22 protein-coding genes are annotated in these 24,777 nt (G+C 35.9%); 13 read left to right on the top strand and 9 right to left on the bottom strand.

Translation table 11 applies throughout. The features are described from left to right. Positions 1-326: 326 nt before the first annotated feature. Together EL260_RS09090 and EL260_RS09085 are read left to right on the top strand one after the other, a co-directional pair. Entirely contained in the window at positions 327-2,399 is a 2,073-nt protein-coding gene (locus EL260_RS09090; protein WP_123859863.1) for an alpha-ketoacid dehydrogenase subunit alpha/beta, read from the top strand. A 208-nt stretch (positions 2,400-2,607) separates the two neighbouring features. Further along, positions 2,608-3,639, top strand: a complete 1,032-nt coding sequence (locus tag EL260_RS09085) for a bestrophin family protein (RefSeq protein WP_123859861.1) — start codon at positions 2,608-2,610, stop codon at positions 3,637-3,639. 71 nt (positions 3,640-3,710) lie between these two features. Here the strand turns inward: EL260_RS09085 and EL260_RS09080 are convergent, their stop codons facing one another. Next, positions 3,711-4,169 carry an Lrp/AsnC family transcriptional regulator gene (locus tag EL260_RS09080; protein WP_123859859.1) on the bottom strand — a complete coding sequence of 153 codons (459 nt, stop codon included), beginning with the start codon at positions 4,167-4,169 and terminating at the stop codon, positions 3,711-3,713. 157 nt (positions 4,170-4,326) lie between these two features. On the opposite strand from EL260_RS09080, the gene EL260_RS09075 reads away from it, so the two are divergent. Next, a complete protein-coding gene (locus EL260_RS09075) occupies positions 4,327-5,553 on the top strand; it encodes an aminotransferase class I/II-fold pyridoxal phosphate-dependent enzyme (protein WP_123859858.1) in 1,227 nt (408 codons plus the stop codon). A gap of 102 nt (positions 5,554-5,655) precedes the next feature. On the opposite strand, the gene EL260_RS09070 is transcribed toward EL260_RS09075, so the two are convergent. From EL260_RS09070 to EL260_RS09065, 3 genes are all read right to left on the bottom strand, one after another. After that, a complete protein-coding gene (locus tag EL260_RS09070; protein ID WP_123859856.1) occupies positions 5,656-6,660 on the bottom strand; it encodes a glycosyltransferase in 1,005 nt (334 codons plus the stop codon). 182 nt (positions 6,661-6,842) lie between these two features. After that, on the bottom strand, positions 6,843-7,010 hold the full coding sequence (locus tag EL260_RS25550) for a hypothetical protein (protein WP_164466622.1): 168 nt from the start codon (positions 7,008-7,010) through the stop codon (positions 6,843-6,845). Between the two features lie 9 nt (positions 7,011-7,019). Further along, positions 7,020-8,183: a THUMP domain-containing class I SAM-dependent RNA methyltransferase gene (locus tag EL260_RS09065; protein ID WP_123859854.1), complete on the bottom strand. Its 1,164-nt coding sequence runs from the start codon at positions 8,181-8,183 to the stop codon at positions 7,020-7,022. 137 nt (positions 8,184-8,320) lie between these two features. On the opposite strand from EL260_RS09065, the gene EL260_RS09060 reads away from it, so the two are divergent. Both EL260_RS09060 and EL260_RS09055 read left to right on the top strand, forming a co-directional pair. Beyond that, positions 8,321-9,046 carry a class I SAM-dependent DNA methyltransferase gene (locus tag EL260_RS09060; protein ID WP_123859852.1) on the top strand — a complete coding sequence of 242 codons (726 nt, stop codon included), beginning with the start codon at positions 8,321-8,323 and terminating at the stop codon, positions 9,044-9,046. A gap of 2 nt (positions 9,047-9,048) precedes the next feature. Next, positions 9,049-9,756, top strand: coding sequence for a ZIP family metal transporter (locus EL260_RS09055; protein WP_123860682.1), 708 nt, complete (start codon positions 9,049-9,051; stop codon positions 9,754-9,756). A gap of 79 nt (positions 9,757-9,835) precedes the next feature. Here EL260_RS09055 and EL260_RS09050 read toward each other — a convergent pair whose 3' ends face one another. Further along, positions 9,836-11,239, bottom strand: coding sequence for an OmpP1/FadL family transporter (locus tag EL260_RS09050; protein WP_123859850.1), 1,404 nt, complete (start codon positions 11,237-11,239; stop codon positions 9,836-9,838). A gap of 28 nt (positions 11,240-11,267) precedes the next feature. Continuing rightward, the gene (locus EL260_RS09045) at positions 11,268-12,332 is read right to left on the bottom strand and encodes a prolyl-tRNA synthetase (protein ID WP_123859848.1); all 1,065 of its coding nucleotides are present in this window, start codon (positions 12,330-12,332) and stop codon (positions 11,268-11,270) included. A 142-nt stretch (positions 12,333-12,474) separates the two neighbouring features. Here EL260_RS09045 and proS point away from each other — a divergent pair, with 142 nt between their 5' ends. The 6 genes from proS (at position 12,475) to EL260_RS09015 (ending at position 19,972) form a co-directional block, all read left to right on the top strand. After that, the gene (gene proS / locus EL260_RS09040; protein WP_123859846.1) at positions 12,475-13,950 is read left to right on the top strand and encodes a proline--tRNA ligase; all 1,476 of its coding nucleotides are present in this window, start codon (positions 12,475-12,477) and stop codon (positions 13,948-13,950) included. Between the two features lie 117 nt (positions 13,951-14,067). Further along, positions 14,068-15,399: an OmpA family protein gene (locus EL260_RS09035; protein WP_123859844.1), complete on the top strand. Its 1,332-nt coding sequence runs from the start codon at positions 14,068-14,070 to the stop codon at positions 15,397-15,399. 113 nt (positions 15,400-15,512) lie between these two features. Further along, entirely contained in the window at positions 15,513-16,850 is a 1,338-nt protein-coding gene (locus EL260_RS09030) for an Nramp family divalent metal transporter (RefSeq protein ID WP_123859842.1), read from the top strand. 287 nt (positions 16,851-17,137) lie between these two features. After that, positions 17,138-17,674 carry a nucleotide exchange factor GrpE gene (locus EL260_RS09025; protein ID WP_123859841.1) on the top strand — a complete coding sequence of 179 codons (537 nt, stop codon included), beginning with the start codon at positions 17,138-17,140 and terminating at the stop codon, positions 17,672-17,674. Positions 17,675-17,775: 101 nt separating this feature from the next. Then, the gene (gene dnaJ, locus EL260_RS09020; protein ID WP_123859840.1) at positions 17,776-18,894 is read left to right on the top strand and encodes a molecular chaperone DnaJ; all 1,119 of its coding nucleotides are present in this window, start codon (positions 17,776-17,778) and stop codon (positions 18,892-18,894) included. 73 nt (positions 18,895-18,967) lie between these two features. Beyond that, a complete protein-coding gene (locus tag EL260_RS09015; RefSeq protein WP_123859839.1) occupies positions 18,968-19,972 on the top strand; it encodes a hypothetical protein in 1,005 nt (334 codons plus the stop codon). Between the two features lie 68 nt (positions 19,973-20,040). On the opposite strand, the gene EL260_RS09010 is transcribed toward EL260_RS09015, so the two are convergent. Beyond that, positions 20,041-20,925, bottom strand: coding sequence for a DUF808 domain-containing protein (locus tag EL260_RS09010; RefSeq protein ID WP_123859838.1), 885 nt, complete (start codon positions 20,923-20,925; stop codon positions 20,041-20,043). A gap of 146 nt (positions 20,926-21,071) precedes the next feature. Here EL260_RS09010 and EL260_RS09005 point away from each other — a divergent pair, with 146 nt between their 5' ends. Both EL260_RS09005 and EL260_RS09000 read left to right on the top strand, forming a co-directional pair. Continuing rightward, on the top strand, positions 21,072-21,557 hold the full coding sequence (locus tag EL260_RS09005) for a tetratricopeptide repeat protein (RefSeq protein WP_164466621.1): 486 nt from the start codon (positions 21,072-21,074) through the stop codon (positions 21,555-21,557). Between the two features lie 120 nt (positions 21,558-21,677). Beyond that, the gene (locus tag EL260_RS09000) at positions 21,678-22,553 is read left to right on the top strand and encodes an alpha/beta hydrolase (protein WP_123859836.1); all 876 of its coding nucleotides are present in this window, start codon (positions 21,678-21,680) and stop codon (positions 22,551-22,553) included. 287 nt (positions 22,554-22,840) lie between these two features. On the opposite strand, the gene EL260_RS08995 is transcribed toward EL260_RS09000, so the two are convergent. Then, the gene (locus EL260_RS08995) at positions 22,841-23,536 is read right to left on the bottom strand and encodes a DedA family protein (protein ID WP_123859835.1); all 696 of its coding nucleotides are present in this window, start codon (positions 23,534-23,536) and stop codon (positions 22,841-22,843) included. A gap of 85 nt (positions 23,537-23,621) precedes the next feature. Beyond that, positions 23,622-24,734 (bottom strand): peptide chain release factor 2, encoded by a 1,113-nt coding sequence (gene prfB / locus EL260_RS08990; protein WP_123860681.1) that lies wholly within the window; start codon positions 24,732-24,734, stop codon positions 23,622-23,624. Between the last annotated feature and the right edge of the window lie 43 nt (positions 24,735-24,777).

The raw sequence follows: 24,777 nt of genomic DNA, 5'->3' as shown, positions 1-24,777 counted from the left end.
ATACAAAAGTCTAAAACAGGAACTTTAAGCATAATCCGTTCTATTCTTATAGTTATAAAAGACATAAAAAAACATCCTGAAAATTTTAAAAAATCAATCTTAAAAACTTACAGCACACAGAATAAATTTTAAAAAAACACTCTCACCAACAACATATAAACACTTGATTTAATTACAAATACAAAAACAAACAATTCATTAAAATAAAACAAATAAATAACTTATTTGTAAAAAAGAATTTAAGGAATAATCAATGAATTCATATTTTTTTTGTAAAATACTAACACTTGTTAGTATTTTGTTTTTTTTATATATATTTGCTTCCTATGGAAAATGCACTTCACGAAAAAGTTTCTCAGGATATTTTACTTAAAGCGTACAATCATATGATGCTTGCTAAAGCAATGGCAGACATTTATGAGGAAAACAGAAACATCTGTAAATACGTTCACAGTACTTCAAGAGGCCACGAAGCCATCCAATTAGCAACTGCCTACCAATTAAAAAAGGAAGACTGGGTTTCTCCTTATTACAGAGATGAAAGTATTCTTTTGGGAATTGGATTTGAGCCCTACCAATTGATGCTTCAACTACTGGCAAAAGCTGATGATCCTTTTTCAGGAGGCAGATCCTATTACTCCCACCCTTCAAGCAGGGACGAAAATAAACCAAAGATTATTCACCAGAGTTCTGCAACGGGAATGCAGACTATTCCTACAACAGGTGTTGCGCAAGGAATAAAATATATCCAGGATTTCAACCTTCAACAATTTGAAAATAATCCTGTAGTAATCTGCAGTCTTGGTGACAACTCTGTAACTGAAGGTGAAGTAAGTGAAGCATTACAATTTGCAGCACTACATCAACTTCCTATCATCTTCCTTGTTCAGGATAATGAATGGGGAATCTCTGTAACCAAAGAGGAAGCAAGAACTTGTGATGCTTATGACTTTGTAGCAGGATTTACCGGATTAAGCAGAATGAGAGTTGATGGAACTGATTTCGTGGAAAGTTTCGAAGCTATGAAAAAGGCAGTAGACTTTGTAAGAACAGAGAGAAAACCTTTGGTTGTCTGTGCAAAAACAGTATTAATCGGCCACCACACTTCAGGAGTAAGAAGAGAATTTTATAGAGACGAAGAAGACTTAACAAAACATAGAGCTAAAGATCCGGGAGAAATCCTTAGAAAACACCTACTGGAAACAGGTGCAGACGAAGATCTTTTAAAACAAATCACAAAAAAGGCACGTCTTGAAGCTGAAGAAGCTTTTGAAAAAGCTAAGAATGCTGAAGATCCAACACCTGAAACCGTAATGCAGCATGTATTTGCTCCTACTCCAATTACAGAGGAAACAGGAACCCGTGAACCTGCTAACGGAGAAAGGATCGTGATGGTAGATGCTGCCATTCATGCCATACAGGAACTAATGTGGAAGCATCCTGAAGCGCTTCTTTATGGGCAAGATGTAGGAGAAAGAATTGGTGGCGTTTTCCGTGAAACAGTAACTCTTGGTAAAAAATTTGGAAGCAAAAGAGTTTTCAATACGGCGATTCAGGAAGCTTACATTATCGGGTCTACAACCGGGATGAGTGCTGTAGGTCTAAAACCAATCGTTGAAGTTCAATTTGCTGATTATATCTATCCTGGAATTAACCAATTAATCACAGAAATATCAAAATCAAGCTACTTAAGTGGCGGAAAATTCCCTGTAAGCAATATTATTCGTGTTCCTATCGGAGCTTATGGAGGCGGTGGACCTTACCATAGCGGAAGTGTTGAAAGCATTCTGGCCAATATTAAAGGAATCAAAATAGCCTACCCAAGTAACGCTGCAGATTTCAAAGGATTATTAAAAGCAGCTTACTACGATCCGAACCCAGTGGTTATGCTGGAGCATAAAGGATTATACTGGAGTAAAGTTCCGGGAACTGAGGATGCTAAAACCATTGAACCGGCTGAAGATTACGTTTTACCTTTTGGAAAAGGAAAAATCATCATAGAAGCTGATAAAGATGAAACGGAAAAAGGCAGAACCTTATTAGTTGTAACTTACGGAATGGGAGTTTACTGGGCGAAAGAAGCAGCTAAGAACTTTAACGGAAGGGTTGAAGTAATTGATTTAAGAACCATCATTCCATTGGATGAAGAATTGGTTTTTGAAAGAGCAAAAGCTCACGGAAAATGTATTGTTTTGACAGAAGAGCAATTAAACAACTCTTTTGCAGAAGCATTCGCACACAGAATTTCTAAGAATTGCTTTAAATATCTTGACGCTCCTGTTGAAACGATGGGATCTTTAGATGTACCTGCTGTTCCTATCAATCTTGTATTGGAAAAAGAAATGCTTCCAAATGCTGAAAAACTCTCCAAAAAGATCGAAGAAATGCTACAATATTAATTCAATATAAAATATGAGACCTCTAAAATTATTTAGAGGTTTTTTTATGCATTTTTTTCATTACTTTTATTTAGGATTTATCAAACTCAATCTTAGAACATTAAACCTGAACAAAAACTGAAATTAAATTTATAACAGACATTTCTCGATAAACTCTTAAAAAGTTTGGTACTTATTTTGTCTGTACACGCAAAACACATTCATTTTTATGATTACAACCAAATATGTCAATTATAAACAGGTTCTCAATCTATCCGGTTTACATCTTATCTTAATTTCTGTCTGGTGTACCCTGATCGCTGTACTTTTTTATTTTTTTAACTGGCACTGGATGACTATTCCATGGGTTCCTGTAGCATTGATTGGTACCGCGGAGGCCTTCTTAGTAGGTTTTAAAAATAACCAGGCCTATGACAGACTTTGGGAAGCCCGAAAAATATGGGGCGGAATTGTGAACTCCAGTCGTTCATTTGCATCAATGGTTCAGGCCTTCGATACCAAAAATGAAGAAATAGGTGTTTTTGATCTTGAAGATCGTAAGAAAAAGATCATCAACCGTCATATTGCGTGGTTATATACTTTCCGCGAACAACTTTTAGTTCCTACAGAATGGGAACACATCAGCAGTGAAAATAATAAATTCGGAAATATCAACCTCAGAAGAAACAGATTAATTAAAGCTGGCTTTCCGGATTATGGAAGAGCTCCTATTTTCTTACATAAGTATCTTTCAGAAGAAGAATATGATCTGAAAAGCACCTATAAAAACTTTGCGACTTATCTCATCTCACAACAGGCTAAAGATATCAATGAGTTGAAAAATATGAATGCCATCACAGATTTCAATCAGACACAGCTGCAAAACAGTCTGAATGAGTTTTATGGTTTTCAGGGACAAGCAGAAAGAATCAAAAAATTCCCTTCTCCAAGACAGTTTGCCAGTACGGCATTTGTATTTAATATTCTGTTTATTACACTCCTTCCTCTTGGGTTGGTGAACGAATTTGCAAAATTAGGAGATTGGGGAATCTGGACCTCTATTCCTTTCTGTATTATTATTGGATGGATCTACATTATCATGGAACTCGTAGGAGATTATTCGGAAAATCCTTTTGCAGGACTTATGTTTGATGTTCCGATGCTTTCCATCTGCCGAACTATTGAAATTGACCTCTTACAAATGGTGGGCGAAACAGATTTACCTGATCCAATTTCCTCTAAAAACGGAGTCTTAGTTTAATATAAATAATAAGCAATTAGTAATGAATAATAATAGTGACTTTTCATAGGAAACTTTATCACTATAATTTCTTACAAAACAATTGCAGTTGTATTTTTCACTTCGGAAATCATAAATGAGCTGTGTGTGCTTGCGATGTGTTGAAGCGTCGTAAGTTTCGTCAGCATAAAATTCCGATAATCTTCAATATCTTTTACTCCTATTTTAAGGATATAATCGTAATCTCCACTTACATGAAAACATTCTGTGACTTCCTGGAGGTTCATTACTTCTTTTTCAAACTGTAAAACAAACTCTTTTTTATGCTGTGTTAATTTTATATGACACAAGATAATAAAATTACGCTGCACTTTACTTTTATTCAATAAGGCTACATACTTTGAAATAACGCCTGCATTTTCAAGCTTTTTTATTCGCTCATAAACAGCTGTAACCGATAATCCAAGTTTACCGGATAGCTCTTTGGTAGTTTGTTTACAATCTTCCTGCAAAAAGAGCAGCAGTTTTTTATCCGTATCATCAAGTTCCATAGATAATTTTTTGGTGAAAATTTAATATTTCCGAAGATAGTAATTATATTTTCTAAATAAATAACATTTTACAGTTTTATATTCTACAAATTCAAATTTATATTGTAATTATTAGGAAAATGATGCAAATTAGGCTCGTAAAATAAAAACAATGCTTATGGAAAACTTTAACGCGGCCAACGAGATCCAGGATCTTCAGTATTTCGGCGAATTCGGAGGAGTAAACCCTTCTATTTCTGACAGCTCTACCTATACTTTCCTTTCTGCAAAGACTATGTTTGACACTTTTGAAGGAAACGCAGAAGGATGCTACCTGTACTCCAGACATTCATCACCCATGAATCTTTATCTGGCTCAGGCTTTAGCAAAAATGGAAAATACAGAATCTGCCAACGTTACAGCATCCGGAATGGGAGCTATTACTTCGGTTTTGATGCAGGTATGTAAAAGTGGTGACCATATCATTTCAAGCAGAACCATCTATGGAGGAACCTATGCTTTCCTTAAAAACTTTTTACCTCAATTTAATGTAGCGACTACCTTTGTAGATATTAATAATTTTGATGCTATAGAAAACGCTATTACTCCCAATACAAAGGTGATCTATTGCGAAAGCGTAAGTAACCCTTTACTTGAAGTGGCAGACCTTAGAAAACTTTCTGAAATTTGTAAAAAGCATAATCTAAAACTGATTGTAGACAATACGTTTTCACCCCTTTCCATTTCTCCTCAATTATTTGGAGCAGATGTTGTCATTCACAGTTTAACGAAATTCATCAACGGAAGCAGTGACACTGTGGGTGGTGTATATTGCAGTTCACAGGCATTTATTGATGATACTAAAAATGTAAACTCCGGGGCATGTATGCTATTGGGACCAACCATGGACAGTTTAAGAGCATCAAGCATTCTTAAAAACCTGAGAACCCTTCATATCAGAATAAAACAACACAGCCATAATGCCATGTATCTTGCAGAAAGATTTGAACAGGACGGCTTAAAAGTCTCCTATCCGGGCTTACCATCTCATAAGAATCATGAACTCATGAAAAGTATGATTGATGAAGAGTATGGATTCGGAGGACTATTAACCCTAGATGCAGGAACTACAGAAAAAGCCAATGAACTGATGGAAATGATGCAGACAGAAAACCTTGGGTATCTGGCGGTAAGTTTAGGTTTCTATAAAACTCTGTTCTCCTGCTCAGGAAAATCCACTTCTTCCGAAATTCCAGAAGAAGAACGTGCATCAATCGGTATTTCTGATGGATTAATCAGATTCTCGATCGGATTGGACCACGACATCAAAAGAACTTATCATAAAATGAAAGAATGTATGCTGAAAGTAGGAGTTCTTAACCATGAAAACATCTCTATATCCTAAATTTTATTGTACAAAAGAAGGCTGTTTCACTTGAAACAGCCTTCTTTATTTTTATTGTAACATACACATTCTCGAAATCCTTGTATCTGTGGGAGATAACCACTATTTCTTATAATAATGATTGGGAAATGCATCCTCCGGTTTCATCCTGAAAATATTCAGTAAAACCCAGGATTTCAGAAATCCGTATCCGTAAGAAAACATTTGAATATAGGTTGAAATCACCGCCATTCCAGCAATACTGATATTCTTAGTCAATAATAAAGCATGGAAAAATACTAGGAATGTATACAATCCATAGAAAGCAAGAATAAATCCTTTTCCTAAGATAAAATATTCAAAAAATCCCATAATGTAACCTAACATAAATAAGGTAGGAAATGCAAAGGATATTTTCACATAGCTCGGATGCCTCTGATTAAGAATTGGTCTTGCACAGCCAAACTGATATACCTGTTTGGAAAACTTCCCAAAATCAACTCTACGTTTATGATATACTGCAATATCATCAAAAAATGTTGTGGTAAATCCGTTTTCCCAAAGGGTCATCGACAAGTCAGGATCCTCTCCTATTCTCATCTCAGAAAAACCGCCTACTTTTTCAAAAACTGACTTTTTCACTCCCATATTAAAACTTCTGGGCTGAAATTTTGAAACCGCCTTCTTACTTCCTCTGATTCCTCCGGTAGTAAAAACAGAAGTCATAGAGTATGAAATTGCCTTCTGCATCAGGTTAAAACCTTTATGCGCTTTATCTGCTCCTCCAAATGCATCACAGGGAATTGTCTGTATATCTTTTTTAATATGCTCGATATAATCCTTTTCAACAATCACATCACTGTCTACAAATACCAGCCATTCATTGGCTGCTCTTTTTGCTCCATAATTTCTTGTAAGCCCCGGCCCGGAATTATCTTTCCTGAAATATTTAATATCCAGTATCTCTTCGAAATTCCTTATGGTAGGTTTTAGATCAATGATTGAACCATCATCAACAATAATGATTTCAAACTCTTTATCAGTTTGTTGGGTTAAAGAAGTCAGCAACTCGAAAAGTTCATCCTTTCGGTTGTAAATGGCAACAATAATGGAAATACTAGGCTTCAAATTGAAAATTTTTCAAAATTAATTATTCGCAGAACAACCTACAAACAGTTTAGCAGCTTATTCAAATAAATTTACATCCAATCAATTGGAAGTAATAAAAATATTAAATCGTACTTCCAGAATAGTTTCTGTAATAGATACAGCCTGTTTTTAGATGTTAATTAAACTGAAATCTATTGCAGTTATTTTTTCTGTGAAATATCAGGATCTTTTAGCTCTTTCTTTTGAGATATTACATTATGATTTAAAGCCTTTCTTTCAGGTTTTGAACGTGATGATTTTGATCTGGAACTAAACAGACCAAATGCATCCAAAACAACATCAAATATCTCTAAAAAATTCCAGGACATATCTAATCTTTATTTATCTTCCAATTTATGGATTTTCTTTGTTCCTTCATACATCTCGTACTGTAGGAATCTTGTTTCCAACTTTCCGTTAAACAGCTTAATCTTTCTTGAAGGGCGTAATCCAACTTTCTTCACAGCCTCAAGGTCAGATGAAATCAACCATGCAAGTGTGTTCGGATAATTTGTTTTAAACGTATCTCCTATCTTTTTATAGAAATCATCATCATTGATCGAAATTCTCTCGTCATAAGGCGGATTAAATACCATCAATAATGGGAAAAGTTCTTTTTTGGAATCAAAGAAATTCTGCTTTTTGATCTCAATTACATCTTCCATTTCTGCTGCTTCCACATTCATTCTGGCAGCATTCAGCATTCTTGCATCAATATCATAGCCTACGATCTTCCCATCAAACTGTCTCACTCTATTGATTCTAAATTCTTTAATCTTTGAAAATAGATCAGCATCATAATTTTTCCAATTCTGAAACCCAAATCTTTTTCTAAAAATCTGAGCCGGAAGATCCATAGCAATCATTGCTGCTTCAATTAGTAACGTTCCGGAGCCACACATTGGATCAAGGAAATTTCCTTTCCCATCCCAGCCTGCCAATTGAAGCATTCCGCTTGCCAGCACTTCATTAATTGGTGCTTCCCCCTGCTCTCTTCTATATCCTCTTTTAAATAAAGCATCACCGGAAGAATCCATAGAAATCATTACCAGTTCTCTGTCAATATGAAGATGGAATTTAATATCCGGATTTCGGGTTTCAACATTCGGACGTCTTTTAAATTTATCCTGAAAATAATCTACAATCGCATCCTTCATTTTTAAGGTTACAAACTGAGAATGTTTAAACGTTTCAGAATTTACTGTTGAATCAATTGAGAAAGACTGATCTACATCCATAAATTCCGCCCAATCAAATTTGAACAGCCTATCATAAAACTGATGCTGGTTAAAAGCTTTGAATTCATGAATTGGCACTAAAATTTTTAACGCTGTTCTTGCAGAATAATTAATTTTATAAAGAAAACCAAGATCTCCTTCACAATTTACTGCCCTATTTTTAATTTCAACCTTTCTCCCGCCTAATTTCTTGATCTCTTCTGCCAAAATTTGTTCTAATCCGAAGAATGTTTTGATCTGTATTGGTAGATTTTCTATATCCATAATTTTAAATTAAAAGTTTTAAAGCATTAATAATTAAAAGATTAACCATCCAACTCATTAGTCAATTGAATTTTTCAATCTTTCCATGTTATAAAATACTTTGCTTTTAAGACCACAAATTTAGTTATTTTTGCATTATGGAATGGTTTGAATCTTGGTTTGATACCCCTTATTATCATTTGTTGTATAGCAACAGAGACTATACTGAAGCCGAAAACTTCATCACAAAACTTACTGCGGATCTACAGCTTCCGCCTCAATCTAAGATCATTGATCTTGCCTGTGGAAAAGGAAGACACTCTGTTTTCCTCAACAAATTGGGCTATGATGTTTTGGGTCTGGATCTTTCAAGACAAAGTATTGAATCTGATAAACAATATGAAAATCAAACCCTGATTTTTCAGGTTCATGATATGCGAAACCCCATTGATGCAGATCCTATGGATGCTGTTTTCAATCTGTTTACCAGTTTCGGATATTTTGACAATGAAAATGATGACAAAAAAGTTTTCCAATCAGTATATAATGCATTGAAACCTGGCGGGTATTTCGTTTTAGATTATCTGAACGAAGAATATGTCAGAAGCACCATGGTTCCGGAAACAGTCATTACCCGTGGGGATATTGATTTTAAAATTTTGAAAAAAATTGAAGGCAGACATGTTATTAAAGATATCCGTTTTGAAACAGAAGGCCAATCTTTTCATTTCTTTGAAAAAGTAAAACTTCACACATTGGATGCCATTCATGCCTATGCTTCAGAATGTGGATTTGAAAGAGTAAAAATCTGGGGAGATTATCAGCTGAATGAATTTAATAAAGAAAGTTCCCCACGTTGCATTAATTTATTTAAGAAAAAATAATGATAACAGTACTTTTACTGATTTTAAGTGTAATTGCCGGAGTTTTTCTGGGGAAACACTTTGGTAAAAAGGAAAAGCTAGCTAAAAATCTATTGATATTAAGTGCAGGTTTCCTGATTACGATCTGCCTGAACGAAGTTTTCCCTGAAGTGTATACCTCTTCAGCAGGCAGCAGTCTGGGAATATTTGTTATTGCAGGAGTTCTTCTGCAAATGATATTGGAAGCGCTTACCAAAGGTTTTGAGCATGGGCATTTCCATCATCATAGCGAGCACAATATTCTACCTATGGCTTTAATGGTAGGACTTTTCATTCATGCATTTATTGAAGGGATTCCATTAGCTAACGAAGAGCATGAGCTATCTCCTTATCTTTTAGGAATCGTCTTTCATAATCTTCCTATTTCATTTATCCTGGGGGCATTTTTATTCAACAGAAATGGAGAATCAAAAAGTTCATCATCTTATCCATCTCTATTGATTGTAGCTCTTTTTGCACTGGCTTCTCCTATGGGAATGTTATTGGGAAATTATTTCAATCCAGACCTCCAGCCTTATTTCCTGGCGATTGTGGGCGGAATATTCCTTCATATCTCATCAGTGATTATTTTTGAAAGCAACAAGAATCACAATATAGATTGGATTAAAATAGGACTGGTTGTATTGGGAGTTTCTTTAGCTCTCCTTATGCATGTTTTCCATCATCATTAAAAAATAAGTTTAACCATAAAAAAAGCTCTGAATTTTAAAATTCAGAGCTTTTATTTTTTATTTTATTCTCCCATTGAATTTAGAATTTCCAACCAACGGTAAGGAAGAAATTGTTTCTGCTGTTTTTAACTTCGCTTACAGCATAGGCATCACTTTCATAGATAGATTTTGAATCAAGTGAATAATAAGCACTGTCATAATCACTTCCAACAAGTCCTCTCATAAAAGGATTGCTATACTTCGAAGTTACATTTTGATAGGATGCATCAATATAGAATGACTTGAAATCATATCCGATACCAAATGAAAGCAAGTTTCTGTCACTTAGCATAAGATTACTATAGGATTGATCTGCAACATTACCTGCATTATCAAATCTGCCAATCGTAAGGGCATCAACTGGATTAGATAAATAAGAATATCCACCTCTTAATCTCAGCTGCTGTACTCTATATTCGGCTCCTACTCTTACTTCCGACATGTTCTTATAATTCTCTTTAAAGAAAGTATTCAGATCCCTTTCTATTGTACCATATACTTTATAATCAGGCTTTGTAAGACCTAATGTATAATCTACGTTCAATGAAAAGTTTTTACTGGCTACAAATGCAGCACTTACAGTTGCCTTAAGCGGCGAAGTAAATTTTCTACTTTCAGAACCTATCCCATTCCCATAGTTTGGATTATTATAAAAGCTAAAATCACGGTCTATATTCCAGAATGTAGGTGTTTCAAGAGATGCTCCTAACCTGAAATTAGGACTTAATTTCCCTATTACCCCTACTGAAGCGGAGAACCCGGAAGATCTTTCTGAATAAGGAGTATCCTGTCTGTTAAAAACATCAACATAATTATTTTTATTCATATTAAAGCCTAACCTATCATACTGATCCACAGAAGCATTGAAAAAATTCAATCCTGCTCCAATATATACACTATGATTATAATTCGCTCCAACACCGAAACTCATTTTTGATAAATTCCCATATCTTGAATAGACATGCCCATCTAATGTAGCTGCACCATCAGGTAAAGCAGCTGTTATATTAGCATTTCCTGGAGTCTGTATAATATTATCAAGAGATTGATTTGAAAAATTAATACCAATATTAATGAACTTCCATGCAGACTCAGTCATTAATGGAAAAGCAATTACTCCACCTGCATTTCCTAAATCACCTCTTGTCTTACTAAAATCTATTTTGTTTCCCCCTAAAGTAGAACTATTTTTATTACCCATAACAGATAAAGTGGCAGAAACCTCACCTGAAATAGCAACTCCTAAACCTGCCGGGTTAGTAAGCAGTGAATTTGCATCACCACCCAGTGCTCCATTAGCTCCTGCCATTGCATTAAATTTGGCAGATCCCACCATAGGAGTACTTGAATAAACATCTACAGTATTTCTTATTAATGAAACATCTTGAGCCTGCGCAAAAAATGCAGCAGAAATACCCATTAATACTAAAGATTTTTTTAACATTATTTTTTTAATAGTTTTTTATGAATATTTATCTGAATCCACCGGATCTGGCTCCACCACCACCGGATGAACCACCTCTAAAGCCACCACCGCCGGATGAACCACCAGATCTGAAACCACCACCGGAATTAAATCCGCCACTGTTTCTAAAGCCACCAGAGTCACCGGATCTAAAACCTCCATTGTTGTATCTTGGCTGTTGTTGCGGAGTAGAATTTCTGAATCCTCCAGAGTCTGAATTTCTAAACCCTCCATTTGAATTTCCGTTTCTAAATCCACCAGAGTTCCCATTTCTAAAGCCACCAGAGTTTCCGTTTCTAAATCCGCCGGAATTCTCATTTCTAAATCCACCGGAATTAGAGTTATTAAATCCATTCGTATTTCTGAACCCGTTGTTGTTTCTGGCAGTATTTGTTCTATAGACAGCATTACTCATTCCTGAACCACTGTTACCGCTTCTCATATGAATTCTGTTATATCCACCTCCATAGCCCCAGTATGGGTTTCCATAATAGCCACCCCAGAACGGATCATAGAATCCTCCCCAATAAGGAGAATATCCGTAACCCCATGGGCTGCCCCAACCGAAAGAGCCTCCCCAGCCCCAGCCGAATGATCCGCCCCAACCCCACGAAAGACCGGCACCCCAGCCCCAGCCACGATTCCAGCCCCAATAAGGACTATATCCTCCATACCAGCCCCAAGGAGATCCCCATCCCCAGGAGTTGTCATAGTAATTGGTTTGTGAGCCTGCATACATTCCCCAATCAGAGTTGGTTGCATTTCCCCAATTGGCATTTACATCACTCCATTCGTTATATCTATTTTGCTGTTCTCTGGAATTCGCTTGTGCATTCTGAATCACATTAGAATCCTGATAGTAGTCGTAGTAATCTCCTACTCTGTTTCCGCCACCATTAATGATAACTCCTTCTGGCAGCGTATCTTTATTAGGGTCATAATATACCCCATCAGTCTCGCTATACCCTCCCATCTGAGCACCACAAGACATAAGCAATAATCCGCCTGAAATTGCTAATATCCCTTTGGATTTTAGCAGACCAAGCAAATTTTTATGTATATTTCTTTTCATGATAACGTAAAAATTTTTAATTTAAATTATATTTGCAATCTGTACCAAAAATGTACCAATACTGATTAAAAAATCTATCAAAAATAGATTTTTATTTTTAGATAACAATAATGTGCAAAAGTTAAAAAAATTTTAAAAGATAATGGCAAAATTAACCTCTAGAAGCGAAGATTACAGCAAATGGTATAACGAGCTGGTTGTAAAAGCTGATTTAGCTGAAAACTCAGGAGTGCGTGGATGTATGGTAATCAAACCGTATGGCTATGCAATCTGGGAAAAAATGCGTGATGAAATGGATAAAAAATTCAAAGAAACAGGTCACGTTAACGCATACTTCCCTCTTTTTGTACCCAAGAGCTTATTTGAGGCTGAGGAAAAAAATGCAGAAGGTTTTGCAAAGGAATGTGCAGTAGTTACTCACTATAGATTAAAAACTGATCCTGACAATCCTTCTAAACTGATTGTAGACCCGGATGCAAAACTGGAAGAAGAACTTATTGTTCGTCCTACATCTGAAGCAATTATCTGGAATACTTATAAAAACTGGATCCAGTCTTACAGAGATTTACCTATTCTTATCAATCAATGGGCAAACGTTGTACGTTGGGAAATGAGAACCCGTTTGTTCCTTAGAACGGCAGAATTCTTATGGCAGGAAGGGCATACTGCTCACGCTACGAAAGATGAAGCTGTAGAAGAAGCTGAAAAAATGAATAAAGTATATGCAGATTTTGCAGAAAACTTTATGGCAATGCCCGTAATCCAGGGATTAAAAACTCCTTCCGAAAGATTTGCAGGAGCAGATGAAACGTATTGTATTGAAGCTTTAATGCAGGACGGAAAAGCGCTTCAGGCAGGAACTTCTCACTTCTTAGGTCAGAATTTTGCAAAAGCATTTGATGTAAAATTCACTAATAAAGAAGGAAAAATAGAGCATGCATGGGCTACATCATGGGGAACTTCTACTCGTTTAATGGGAGCTTTAATTATGACCCATTCTGACGATTTCGGATTGGTATTACCTCCAACATTGGCACCAATTCAGGTCGTGATTGTTCCAATCTTTAAAGGAGAAGAACAATTGGCTCAAATCAGCGAAGTTGCTATGGATATTCAAGCTAAATTAAAAGCTAAAGGTATTTCCGTGAAGTTTGACAATGATACTCAGAATAAACCGGGATGGAAATTTGCTGAATATGAATTGAAAGGTGTTCCGGTAAGAATTGCTATGGGACCAAGAGATCTTGAAAATAATTCTGTTGAAATTGCAAGAAGAGACAACCTTACTAAAGAAGTTCGTTCTATTGAAGGTTTAGATACTTATATTGAAGACTTATTGAAAACCATTCAACAGGATATTTACAATAAGGCAGCCAATTTTAGAAAAGACAACATTACCAAAGTGGATACTTACGAAGAATTCAAAAAAGTTCTTGAAGAAAAAGGAGGATTTATCTATGCACATTGGGATGGTACAGCTGAAGAAGAAGAACAAATCAAAAACGAAACGAAGGCCACAATCAGATGTATTCCTTTAGATGATGATATAGAAGAAGGGATTTCATTGGTTTCTGGAAAACCTTCTACGAGACGTGTATTATTCGCAAAAGCGTATTAATAATTTTAACGATTTTAAAAAAAATCGTTAATTTTCAAAGAAATATTCAAAAAAAAGTGACATTTGGACGGATTTTTGTTTAAATTTATATCAACATTAATCAAAAAATTTATTATTATGTCTTTAAATGTCATTGATTTAATTAAAGGACAATTAGGTCCCGCTTTGGTTTCACAGGCTGCATCACAGTTTGGAGAAAGCGAATCCGGTATTTCTAAAGCAATTGGTGGCTTATTACCTGCTGTAGTAGGTGGATTAGCCAATAACGCAGACAACCCTGGCGTTGTAGATGCCATTACGAAAGCCTCTTCAAGTGGAATCTTAGGAAATCTATTAGGCGGATCGTCTAGTAACCCTATCATTACCAACTTATTATCTTCTTTATTTGGAGATAAAGTAGGCGGATTAGTGAATTCTATTGCCAGTTTTTCAGGGATCAGCAACAATTCTGCAGGTTCTTTGTTAAACCTGGTTACCGGGGCTACAGTAGGTACCGTAGGAAAATATGCAGCAGACAATAATTTGGGTGCTTCAGGTATTTCCAGCTTACTGAATGATCAGAAAGGCATTATTTCTTCTTTATTGCCGGCAGGTCTTTCTTTAGCTTCTTTTGGATTAGGAGCTGAAAATTGGTTCGGTCAGGCTAAGGAAACTGTTTCTTCAGTAACTTCTACTGCTAAGGACAACATCGCTGAAGGTGTTGCTACAGCAAGAGAAAATGTGAGTGAAGGAACAAGAGAAATAAGAGAACAGTTTGAAAATAACAACAATAATAATCAAGGCGGAGGCTCAATCTGGAAATGGTTGCTTCCGCTTTTATTAGTAATTGCAGCCGGATATTTCCTTTGGAAGCAGTGTGAGAAGAAGCAAACCACTACTACAATGACTTCTACCTCAGACTCAACAGGGACACATACAGATACTGCATCTGCAACAACCTCTGCGCCAGCTACCACAGCTACTCCTGCAACTAAAACCGATGAAAACATCGACCTTAACGGAGTAATGTTGAAAGGTTACAAAGGAGGTATGGAAGATCAGATGATTTCCTTCCTGAAATCCGGAGGTTATAAAAATGCCGCTGACGATGCTGCATTGAAAGATAAGTGGTACGATTTCGACCATGTAAACTTCAAAATGGGAAGTTCTACTGAGTTAGAAGCAGGTTCGCAAGGACAAATGGATAACCTGGTAGCTATTCTTAAAGCATTCCCGGATGCTAAAATCAAAATCGGTGGTTATACTGATAAAGTAGGAAACGAAGCTTCTAATGTAAAACTATCACAATCAAGAGCTGATTTCATCAAGGCTGCTTTAGCTAAAGCAGGAGTTGGTGCTCAGGTGCTTGGAGCAGAAGGGTACGGAAGTAAATTTGCTAAAGTAGATGCAAAAGCTTCTGATGCTGAAAGAGCTGCTGACCGAAAAATGTCTGTAAGATTTTCTAAATAATCTTTAGAATCAATAAAAATTGAATCCCGGGAAATGATTTCCGGGATTTTTTATGTGCTTATTTTTTGTGTTTACATTTATTTAATTAAATTTGTTAGTCATTTCTAACATTTATGAATTTCAATTTAAAAAGCGCCTGGCGAAAAGATAAAACATCTCACTCTTTATCAGAAGTTTATTCTTCTATTAAAATACCTAAAAAAGCCAGTTTCTGGAGGAAATACCTTGCTTTTGCAGGGCCCGGGCTTATGATAGCCGTAGGATATATGGATCCGGGAAACTGGGCTACTGATATTGCCGGAGGGGCTCAGTTTGGATATACCCTACTTTCGGTCATTCTTATTTCCAATATTTTTGCAGTGGTTTTACAGCATTTATCTGTTAAGCTTGGTGTAGTGGCAGAAAGGGATTTAGCACAGGCCTGTAGAGATCATTTCAATCCTACTACCAATTTTATTCTCTGGGTTTTCTGTGAAATAGCTATTGCCGCCTGTGATCTCGCCGAGGTCATTGGTTCAGCGATAGCCTTAAATCTGTTATTTCATATTCCGTTGACCTGGGGGATTGTAATTACTACTGTGGATGTACTGGTTATTCTTCTCCTTCAGGCAAAAGGTTTCAGATGGATTGAAAGTATTGTGGGTGGGCTTATTTTCATTATTCTTGCCTGCTTTGCCTATGAAATTGTTATTTCAAAACCGGCTTTTAATGAAATTCTGGGTGGATTAGTCCCACAAAAAGAGATTATTCAAAATCCTGCGATGCTTTATATTGCGATTGGTATTTTAGGAGCTACCGTAATGCCGCACAATCTGTACCTTCACAGCAGTATTGTACAGACCAGGGATTATACTCGTGATACGGAAGGCAAGAAAGAGGCTATTAAATTTGCCACTTTAGATAGTACGGTATCATTAATGTTGGCATTTTTTATCAATGCTGCCATTTTGATATTGGCTGCTGCCACTTTTCATACTACAGGAAATCAACATGTAGCTGATATTCACGATGCATACCAGATGCTAACCCCAATTTTAGGCGCTTCAATGGCGAGTATTGCATTTGCAATTGCGTTATTGGCTTCTGGGCAAAATTCAACCCTTACAGGAACTTTAGCAGGTCAGATCGTCATGGAAGGTTTTTTAAATATTAAATTAAAACCATGGCTACGAAGATTGATCACAAGACTTATTGCGGTTATTCCTGCATTAATTGTTGCTATTCTTTATGGAGAACAGGGAACAACAGAATTATTGGTTTTAAGCCAGGTTATTTTATCAATGCAGTTAAGTTTTGCCGTAGTTCCGTTAGTTATGTTCACCAATGACAAAGCTAAAATGGGTGAATTTGTGAATAAACCGTTCTTAAAGGTTTGTGTATGGGTAATCTCGGCGATTATCATTGTTTTAAACCTATACCTGTTGTATCAGACGTTTACAGGAGAGCAATAATTGATATCGGATTTTATGATTTGAGATTTAGGGTATGATGCTTCAAAGTTTTAAGGTTTAGTATTTAAGTGTGGGCTATTCAATCTACTTAAATTTAAAATTAAAACTCATTTCCTTCTTTACCAATCTTTTATCTTTTATTTATTCATCTATTATCTCTCTGTCTCATGTCTATTCATCTCTTGTCAAAATAGACCATTTATTCCCGTTGTTTTTCTGCCTTAATGTCCTGTTTTTTTCCTTTGGCAGAGTCTTTGTCAAACAATTCAGTAAATAAATATTGAATTATGGAAAATCAGGATATTAACGAAGAAAGCATCAATAATCAGGAAGATAACAACATTCAGAACGAGGCAACGTCTCAGGACAATGTGACAGCGACTCCTTCAGCTGAGGAACTTTTGGCAGAAGAAAAAGACCGTTACATCAGATTATATGCTGAATTCGAGAACTATAAAAAAAGAACTTCTAAAGAGAAAATAGAATTCTTCCAATATGCCAATCAGGATATGATGGTTTCTATGTTGGGCGTTTTGGATGATTTTGAAAGAGCATTAAAAGAAATCGCTAAAAATGGAAATCCATCTGATCTTCAAGGAGTGGAACTTATCTATCAGAAGTTCAAAAATAAACTTACAGAAAAAGGACTAAAAGCTATGGATGTGAATGCTGGAGACAGCTTCAACGTAGATTTCCATGAAGCTATTACTCAAATTCCTGCTCCATCAGAAGAGCTGAAAGGGAAAATCGTAGATGTTATTGAAACTGGGTATACTTTAAATGATAAGGTAATCCGTTTTGCAAAAGTAGTAACAGGAAACTAGAATTCATAAATGATAAATGATGAGTGATAATTGATGAATGTTTCACTTATTAGCTTTACAATATCTTTTATCATTTATCAACAATCAATTATTAAATTGTCATGTCAAAAAGAGATTATTACGAGGTTCTTGAGATCAGCAAATCTGCATCTGCCGACGAAATAAAAAAAGCCTACCGTAAAATGGCCATTAAATTCCACCCGGATAAAAATCCAGGGGATAAGGAGGCTGAAGAAAAATTTAAAGAAGCTGCTGAGGCTTATGAAGTATTAAGCGACGATCAGAAACGTGCCAGATATGACCAATTCGGTCACGCCGGAATGAGTGGAAATGGTGGTTTTGGAGGCGGAGGCTTCGGAGGCGGAATGAACATGGAAGATATTTTCAGCCAGTTTGGAGATATTTTCGGAGGTGGTTTCGGAGGATTTGGCGGTGGCGGCGGTGGCCGTCAGCAGGTGAAAGGTTCTAATTTAAGAATCAGAATCAAGCTGAACCTTGAGGAAATGGTAAATGGAACTCACAAAACCATTAAAGTAAAAAAAATGAAGGTGGCAGAAGGTGCCACTTCAAAAACGTGTCCTACCTGTAACGGTTCCGGTGTTCAGCTTAAAGTGATGAACACGATGTTTGGTCAAATGCAGACTCAAACTACTTGTAGTACTTGTCAGGGAATCGGAAAGGTTGCTGATAAAATTCCTGCCGGAGCTAATGCTCAGGGTCTTATAAAAGATGAGGAGGAAATTACCATTAATATTCCAGCAGGAGCAAGAGACGGCATCCAGCTTAATGTAAGAGGAAAAGGGAATGACGCTCCATTTGGTGGAGTTCCGGGTGATTTATTAGTCATCATTGAAGAGGAAGTAGATCAAACCATCAAGAGAGAAGGTGATAACCTTCACCAGGAATTGTATGTTTCATTTGCTGAAGCTGCTTTAGGAACGAAAAAAGAAATTCCTACAGTAGGCGGAAAAGTGAAAATTACTGTTGATCCAGGAACTCAATCCGGAAAAATTTTAAGATTAGCAGGAAAAGGTCTTCCAAGCATTGACAGCTATGGTAAAGGAGACATGTTCATTCATATCAACGTATGGACACCTCAAAAGCTTACTAAGGAGCAGAAAGACTTCTTTGAAAAACAAATGTCCAGCGGAGAAATGGTTGCAGAACCATCCGGAAAGGAAAAAACTTTTTTTGATAAAGTAAAAGATTTATTCAATTAATATAAAAGAGGCCTTAGGGTCTCTTTTTTATTTCATCTATTTGTATATTAGCTCTTTATTAAAAAGTCCGGAAATGAAAAGAATAGTACTTTTTTTATTGCTATTTACCATCTCATTAAAAGCATTTGGACAACAAAATAATAACAGAGAGTTTGATACTGCCGTGAATCAGTGGTTTTCTGCATGGTCACTATTATATAAAAACATTTATAAAATTGACAAAATTCATCCTGTACAGTTTGTATTTTTTGATGAAACTTATGTGTACTCAACCTCTTCAGTAACCATTCCTAAAGGTCAGTCAATAAAAGGTTATAATCTCCTAAATCTGAAATTAAACTGGAAAAAAAAGCCTCATCATAATTCCCTTACCCTACCTAATAAAAAGACTATTCCTGTAGGAATTATATCATTTGCATCAGAAGCTCCTTTGGGTCAAAAATCTTTTTTTGTAATGCCTTTACCTAGTTTCTGGAAAAAAGCAGGAGTTGAAAGCAAAGAATTGGGGTTGGATAATTTAATCACAGGAGTTTTCATCCATGAGTTTTCCCATACTCAACAAATGCAAAACTTTGGAAAGATTATTACCCAACTTGAAAAACAAAATAATTTTGGGGTCTCTTTCAATGATGACATGGTTCAAGCTATTTTTAGTGAAAATAAAGATTATCTTGATCTATACCAGTCAGAAATAAATAGCCTTTATAATAGTATTAGTGATAAGGAACTGAATACAGAACAACTTATAAAGGGATTCACCTTAATTAACGACAGACAGACAAAGTATTTTAAAGATCAATATCAAGGATTAAAAGAGATAGATGATATTTTCCTTACCATGGAAGGGATGGGACAATACTCTATGTATTTATGGCTGATTCATCCTAATGGTGCTAAGATGGATAAAAACATTGCGCTGGATGGAGTCAGACGGAATAAAAAATGGTGGTCACAGGAGGAGGGGCTTGCTCTTTTCTTAATTCTAGAACGACTAAAAGCTTCTGAAACCTGGGCAAAGGATATGTTTGGATCAAAAATTATTACAGCGATTGAGCTCATCAAAACCAATATGAAGTAAAATCATTAATCAAAAAAATCCTATACTGAGAATAGCACAGGATTTCTTTATTATCTAGAAGTATCTTTTTATTTTTTCGTAGCCAGTGAATAGATTGATTTTCCTATTGTAAAAACAAGAACTGCAGCGAGCCCGCCTACGATTCCGAAAGTAAATTCTTTTAACATAGCCGGCCAGGTTGGTAATAATTCATGCAGGTAGTGAATGTTGTGAGCAAAAATACCTCCTGAGACTAAAATCAGGGCAATTGTTCCGACCACTCCTAAGATTTTAATGATTACCGGTAACGCTTTTACCAAAAAATGTCCAAGTTTAGAAAAGAATCCTTTATCGTGACTTTTTTTGATTAATTTAAAACCTGCATCATCCATTCTCACAATAAGGGCAACAATTCCATAAACCCCTACCGTTGCAATGAATGAAACAAAAGTTACGGTAAGAATCTGTGTAAGAAGTGGGTGTTCTTGTTGGATTACCGTTCCCAAAGCAATGATGACAATCTCAATAGAAAGGATAAAGTCTGTTCTGATCGCAGAATTAATTTTTGCCTTTTCAGAAGCTTCCGAGTTTTCTTCTTCTTCTTTATTCTCCTTCACTACTTCATGCCCCTTTTTAGAACGGTGAAATAGAAACTCTATAATTTTTTCTACTCCTTCAAAAGCAAGGTATAGGCCTCCCAAAATAAGGATCATTTCAATGGCAGGCTTATAAAGCCAGTTGAGCAGAAATGCAATGGGAAGAATAATCAGTTTATTAATAAAGGAGCCTTTGGTAATGGCCCACAATACCGGAAGTTCTCTGGAAGAAAGAAAGCCCGTAGCTTTTTCTGCATTTACAGCCAGGTCATCTCCCAAAATTCCCGCTGTTTTCTGTGTAGCTATTTTACTGGTAACGGCTACATCATCCATCAATGCTGCAATATCGTCTAAAATTGCAAAAAAGCCTGATGCCATATTTTAATGTTTTTTTAATCTTTGTTAAGTTCAGCAAAAATAAATATTTAATTTCATTTTCTGATTCATAATATGACAATAATTTTAAGAATTATAAAGCAATACTTCGTTTTCAATATTTTATATCTTTGTATAAAATCTATAGAATGGATGAAAACTGGGAGCTCCAATTACAAGATATCTGGCAGAAACTTGGAATAATAAGCAATGAAGAATTTATTCAAGAGCTCAAAGATCATACGAGCCTTCTTGCAGATGCACAAGCGATTGCAGATTTTGAAATGGCATGCGCCTTTGATTCAACTGGATATGAAAAGAAGGCTGAGCCCTTATATAGATCTGCACTGACTTTAGGATTATTTGGTTTAAGGAGAAGAAGAGCAAGAATTCAACTGGCAAGCACCTTAAGAAATAACGGAAGAATAGAAGAAAGCATTCATATTTTAAGAGAAGAAAAAGCTAACTATTCTGATGAGCTCAATGATGCTGTTAATTCTTTTTTAGCTCTTTCCCTTTCTTCTGCAGGAGAATACGAGGAGGCATTATCGCTAACCTTAAAAGCAATTTCTCAACATTTACCCAGATATAACCGATCTTTGTATAATTACGCAAATGCTTTGCATAAAGAATGATACTAAAAGATATTCTTTAATAAAAAAATACCGTACAACATCCTGAAAAACAAATAAAAACATCATAAAAATCATATCTTTTCGTTATTTCTGCTGTTTCTTTTTCTGTACATTTACTCTATGAAAAAGCTCATTCTCAGGTATCATTTTTTCGTTATGGGATGCATCAGTTTCCTTTTGCAATCCTGTAATACAAAATTCAGAGTTTGGGTTGGCCCTGATGGTCAGCAGAAAATCTACAACTTAAAATACGGAGAGCACAAAAGACAGAAAATGGATGTTTTTCTACCCAAAGATTACGCTGTAGATTCTCCGGTTGTTCTTATTGTACATGGTGGAGCCTGGACACTGGGAAAAAAGGAACACATGATCCAGATTCAGAAAATGCTTTTCCAGCATAAAATTCCAAGTATCAATATGAATTATCGCCTGGTTTCCCTCAGGAAAAAAATCACTTATAAACAACAACTTGAGGATATTGGTTCGGTGATTGAGAAATTTAATTCTTTAGCTGAAAAGGCAGAGCTACAGCCCAACAATTATATTATTCTTGGTGAAAGTGCCGGTGGACATCTTGCCTTACTCTATGGTTATCAACATCCGGATCAGATTAAAAAGATCATTTCTTTAAGCGGTCCTACAGATTTTTATAGCCCTGAATATCTGAATTCTTTTTATTCTAAATATACTTCACCTACTCTCCAAAAAGTAGTGGGAACCAAGTTTGATCGTAAAAATTTCTCAGAAGCCTTTAAAGAAGCCAGCCCTATTGCTAATATTACCCATGTTCCTACCCTTTTATTCCAGGGAAATCATGATTTTTTGGTGAATCAACACCAGGGAATTGCAATGGATTCGGCATTGACCCGTATGGATGTTCCTCATAAATTTATCTTTATGGAGAAAACCGGACATGCTCCCAGATTTTTCAGCAAAAGAAAAAGAGACAGTATTATTTATCCGAATATTCTGAATTGGATACAAAAGAACCATTAAAATTGTTTAAGGGGTTTAGGATAAGCCTTCTTAATTCATCTTTCTTAATGGTGTAATGCCTTCAATTTGTCATGCAAAGGTTTTATCTTCTTCATATATACTTTTAGAAAGCAAAAAATGGAATCAACAGAATTGATTTCTTCTTAGTTTACTCTAATAATAGACTATGTTAAAATAAAAAACTTTGTGTAAAATTTAGATCAACACAAACTTAGTATTAATAATTAATGCAAAAAAAAGGCTATCCGTGGAGGGATAGCCTTACATTGTATGTAGAACTTTGAATATTATTCAAAGTCCTTATTTTCGTATTTAGAGAAATCTTCTTTCTTTCCAAACATAAATTTGATTATCACAGGAAGTGTTGTTACCAATACAATTACAATAATAATGTATTCTAGTTTTTCTTTCAAGTTGATTCCAAACTGCTCCATAAAAAGCTTGTCAAGATAGTGCCCTGCGAAGATCAGAATGAATGACCATAGAACAGCTCCAATAACATTATCTCTTAAGAATTCTTTCTTATCCATCCTTACAATCCCTGCCACAATAGGAGTAAATGTTCTCACTACCGGTAAGAATCTTGCCATAATGATGGCCAGTGCGCCATGCTTTTCAAAGAAATCATGTGCCTGATAAAGATATTTCTTCTTAAAAAGCATCGAGTCTGGTCTTTTATATAAAGCAGGACCTGCCTTTCTTCCAAAATAATACCCTACTTCATTTCCTACAATAGCAGCAAGAGCTACTCCTGAGGCAAGAATTGTGGTATCTAAGAAGTCGCTTCCTGTAGAACCAAAAGTTTCTTTAATGATTTCAACGGCATAAATTCCTGAAACAAATAATAGTGAATCTCCAGGCAAGAAAAATCCTACAAAAAGACCTGTTTCAGCAAACACAATAAATAAAATAAGCCAAAACCCTCCCATTTTAATATAAAACTCAGGGTTTAATAAATCCTTCCAGCTATTGAAATCTTCCATATATATTGATGAACAACAAAAATAAGTCTAAAATATCTGAAACAAAAATTAATTATAAGATTTTAACTAAAATTTCACATGATATTTATAGGTCAAGGTCATCGTCGGAAACTGCGGTGCCATCGGCCATCAGGAAAGCTTTAAGGAAAGGGGTTAAATTTCCGTTCATTACAGCATCCACATCTGAGGTTTCATGGCCTGAGCGTACATCTTTTACCAATTTATAGGGATGCATGACGTAATTTCTGATCTGGCTTCCCCATTCAATCTTCATTTTATTGGCTTCAATCTCATTTCTTGCCTTCATACGTTCTTCCAATTCCATTTCATAGAGTCTGGAACGTAAGAGCTGCATTGCTTTTTCTTTGTTTTGAAGCTGAGATCGGGATTCTGAGTTTTCAATGATAATTCCGGTTGGGGCGTGACGAAGACGTACGGCTGTTTCTACCTTGTTTACGTTCTGACCTCCGGCCCCGGAAGATCTCATCGTTTCAAAGGATATATCAGCAGGATTGATATTAATTTCGATTGTATCATCTACTAAGGGATAAACATATACGGAAACAAAGCTGGTATGGCGTTTAGCATTCGAATCAAAAGGTGAAATTCTTACCAGTCTGTGAACTCCGTTTTCCCCTCTTAAATATCCGAAAGCAAATTCACCTTCAATTTCAAGAGTAACCGTTTTCACTCCGGCTACATCACCTGCTTGGAAATTCAGTTCACGAATCTTATAACCTTGTTTTTCTGCCCACATGGTGTACATTCTCATCAACATGGACGCCCAATCACAACTCTCCGTTCCACCAGCACCGGCCGTGATCTGAAGAACTGCAGACAATTCATCCCCTTCATTGGAAAGCATATTCTTGAATTCAAGGTCTTCAATTTTCTCCACCAATTGCGGGAATGTCTCATCAAGTTCTTTTTCAGAATCAGGATCTTCTTTAGCAAAATCTACCAATACCTGCATGTCTTCAAACTGTGCATAAATCTCATCATAGCTTTCTACCCATTTTTTCTTGGAACGAAGCTGCTTCAGGAAAGCTTCTGCCGCTTTAGGATTATCCCAAAACTCAGGTGCTGCTGTTTTCTCATCATCATTGGCAATTTCTATCTTCTTTTTTTCAATCTGAAGGTATCTATACAATTCACCAATTCTGGATTGAACTTCTTTTATCTGGTCGTTATTAATCACGATTTCTTCTTTTTGCAAAAATAAGGGTTTTCTTTTAGAATTG

Origin of the sequence: Chryseobacterium nakagawai (assembly GCF_900637665.1) — a bacterium.
Classification (GTDB): Bacteria; Bacteroidota; Bacteroidia; order Flavobacteriales; family Weeksellaceae; genus Chryseobacterium; species Chryseobacterium nakagawai.
This window is presented reverse-complemented; position numbering and strand designations above follow the sequence as displayed.